The following is a 2,853-nucleotide window of genomic DNA, read 5'->3' on the forward strand; positions in this document are numbered from 1 at the left end:
GCTCGCGATAGCGTCGTATCAGTCAACATCAACATTGCTGACAGATCGCTATCGCGAGCAGGCTCACTCCTACAGGGGATAGTGCAGGGTTCTTACATGCCTTTAACGGCAAAGATCCCGTTGGCGTTGCGCCAGTAACCTTTGTAGTCCATGCCGTAACCGAAGATGTAGCGGTCAATGCACGGCAGGCCGACGAAGTCTGCCTTCAGATCAGGACGCGCCTTGCGGTCGTGATCCTTGTCGATCAGCACGGCGGTGTGCACTTTGCGCGCGCCGGCGTGTTTGCAGAAGTCGATGATCGCGCCCAGGGTGTGACCTTCGTCGAGGATGTCGTCGATGATCAGCACGTCGCGGTCGATGAACGAGACTTCCGGCTTGGCTTTCCAGAACAGGTCGCCGCCGCTGGTTTCGTTGCGATAACGGGTCGCGTGCAGGTAGGACGCTTCCAGCGGGAATTGCAGGTGAGTCAGCAGTTTTCCGGAGAAGATCAGGCCGCCGTTCATCACGCAGAACACCACCGGGTTGCTGTCGGCCAGTTGTTCGTTGATTTGTGCACCGACGCGGGCGATGGCGGCCTCGACTTCAGATTCGGTGTACAGGCAGTCAGCCTCTCGCATGATTTGACGGATATGCTCGAGATCAGCGGACATGGCGCTCTCCAGGGGGATGTTTTCGGAAAAGCGGGCAAAGGTACGCATCCCGTGAGGTCGAATCAAGCCTTAATGGACTAACGTACTCAATGTCCTATAGGACATCACCCTCGGATAGATTAATCTAGGCCGGTTTTTTTGCCCGCCGCCGGAGTTTTTCCATGCCCATCCTCGAGATCCGCCACCCGCTGATCCGCCATAAACTCGGCCTGATGCGCCGCGCCGATATCAGCACCAAGAATTTCCGTGAGCTTGCTCAGGAAGTCGGCGCCCTGTTGACCTATGAAGCTACAAAAGATCTGCCGCTCGAATCCTACGATATCGCAGGTTGGTGCGGCACGGTGTCGGTGGAGAAAATCGCCGGCAAGAAGATCACCGTCGTGCCGATCCTGCGCGCCGGCATCGGCATGCTCGAAGGCGTGCTGAGCCTGATCCCGGGTGCCAAGGTTTCCGCTGTGGGCGTTGCCCGCAATGAAGAAACCCTGCAAGCGCACACTTATCTGGAAAAACTGGTTCCGGAAATCGACGAACGGCTGGCGATGATCATCGACCCGATGCTCGCCACCGGCAGCTCCATGGTCGCGACCATCGATCTGCTGAAGAAAGCCGGTTGCAAGGACATCCGCGCAATGGTGCTGGTGGCCGCGCCGGAAGGCATTGCCGCTGTGGAACAGGCTCACCCGGACGTGACCATCTACACCGCTTCCATCGATGAGCGTCTGAACGAACACGGTTACATCATCCCAGGGCTTGGCGATGCCGGTGACAAGATCTTCGGTACCAAGCAGAAGGACGCGTGAGCATGCAGCAAGAGTTCAACGATCCGCTCTGGCGCACGGTGCTGTCCGGCGCCCAGATGCTGTTCGTGGCTTTCGGCGCCCTGGTGCTGATGCCGCTGATCACCGGGCTTGACCCGAACGTGGCACTGTTTACCGCGGGTCTGGGGACGATTCTGTTCCAGATCGTCACCGGGCGTCAGGTGCCGGTGTTCCTCGCGTCGAGCTTTGCCTTCATCACCCCGATCATTCTCGCCAAGGGCCAGTTCGGCCTCGCCGCGACCATGGGCGGTGTGATGGCGGCCGGTTTCGTCTACACCTTCCTCGGCCTCGCCGTGAAAATCAAAGGCACCGGTTTCATTGACCGTCTGCTGCCGCCAGTGGTGATTGGCCCGGTGATCATCTCGATTGGCCTGGCCATGGCGCCGATTGCCGCGAACATGGCGATGGGCAAGGCGGGTGACGGTTCCGAGCTGATCCACTACCAGACCGCGATGATGATCTCGATGCCGGCCCTGCTGACCACGTTGATCGTGGCGGTGTTCGGTAAAGGCATCTTCCGTCTAGTGCCGATCATTTCCGGCGTGCTGGTCGGTTTTGCCATGTCGTTCTATTTCGGCGTGGTCGATACCGCGAAGATTGCGGCGGCGCCATGGTTCGCCCTGCCGCACTTCACCGCTCCGGAGTTCAACTGGCAGGCGATCCTGTTCATCGTTCCGGTGGCGCTGGCTCCGGCCATCGAGCACATCGGCGGAGTGATCGCGGTGGGTAGCGTGACTGGTCGTGACTATCTGAAGAAACCGGGCCTGCATCGCACCCTGCTCGGCGACGGCATCGCCACCACGGCGGCCGGTCTGTTTGGCGGCCCGCCGAACACCACCTACGCCGAAGTGACCGGCGCGGTGATGCTGACCAAGAACTACAACCCGAAAATCATGACCTGGGCGGCGATCTTCGCCATCACCCTGGCGTTCATTGGCAAGTTCGGCGCGCTGCTGCAAAGCATTCCGGTGCCGGTGATGGGCGGGATTCTGTGCCTGCTGTTCGGCTCGATCGCGGCGGTGGGGATGAACACCCTGATCCGTCACAAGATCGACCTCGGTGAGGCGCGCAATCTGGTGATCGTGTCGGTGACCCTGGTGTTCGGTATCGGCGGTGTGCTGGTCGGCACCGGCACTGGCCCGGACGACTTCGGCCTCAAAGGCATCGCGCTGTGCGCGGTGGTGGCGATTGCGCTGAACCTGATTCTGCCGGGCAATGATGGCTGGAAGAACAAGAAGGCCGATGAGCCGCTGATTTAAGGGTCTAGATCCTTGTTGTCTGACAGATAGCTTTCGCGAGCAAGCCCGCTCCCACATTTGATCTTCAGCGCACCGTAGATCAAATGTGGGAGCGGGCGTGCTCGCGAAGCTTTTGGCTTTAAAGCG

At 59.9% G+C, this 2,853-nt stretch carries 3 protein-coding genes; 2 read left to right on the top strand and 1 reads right to left on the bottom strand.

Features of this window, described 5'->3' with window-relative positions; genetic code table 11:
* Positions 1 to 92: 92 nt before the first annotated feature.
* Positions 93 to 650: a hypoxanthine-guanine phosphoribosyltransferase gene (locus tag QMX91_RS30420; RefSeq protein ID WP_016987197.1), complete on the bottom strand. Its 558-nt coding sequence runs from the start codon at positions 648 to 650 to the stop codon at positions 93 to 95.
* Between the two features lie 161 nt (positions 651 to 811).
* On the opposite strand from QMX91_RS30420, the gene upp reads away from it, so the two are divergent.
* Positions 812 to 1,450 carry a uracil phosphoribosyltransferase gene (gene upp, locus QMX91_RS30425; protein WP_003228118.1) on the top strand — a complete coding sequence of 213 codons (639 nt, stop codon included), beginning with the start codon at positions 812 to 814 and terminating at the stop codon, positions 1,448 to 1,450.
* Positions 1,451 to 1,452: 2 nt separating this feature from the next.
* Positions 1,453 to 2,727 carry a uracil-xanthine permease family protein gene (locus QMX91_RS30430; RefSeq protein ID WP_003228120.1) on the top strand — a complete coding sequence of 425 codons (1,275 nt, stop codon included), beginning with the start codon at positions 1,453 to 1,455 and terminating at the stop codon, positions 2,725 to 2,727.
* The last annotated feature ends 126 nt before the right edge of the window (positions 2,728 to 2,853 follow it).

Origin of the sequence: Pseudomonas sp. PS01299 (assembly GCF_029960145.1) — a bacterium.
GTDB classification, from domain to species: domain Bacteria; phylum Pseudomonadota; class Gammaproteobacteria; order Pseudomonadales; family Pseudomonadaceae; genus Aquipseudomonas; species Aquipseudomonas putida_A.

Coding starts and splice junctions, on each gene's coding strand:
- QMX91_RS30420 (WP_016987197.1), bottom strand. CDS start 650: ATGTCCGCTGATCTCGAGCATATCCGTCAAATCATGCGAGAGGCTGAC.
- upp (WP_003228118.1), top strand. CDS start 812: ATGCCCATCCTCGAGATCCGCCACCCGCTGATCCGCCATAAACTCGGC.
- QMX91_RS30430 (WP_003228120.1), top strand. CDS start 1,453: ATGCAGCAAGAGTTCAACGATCCGCTCTGGCGCACGGTGCTGTCCGGC.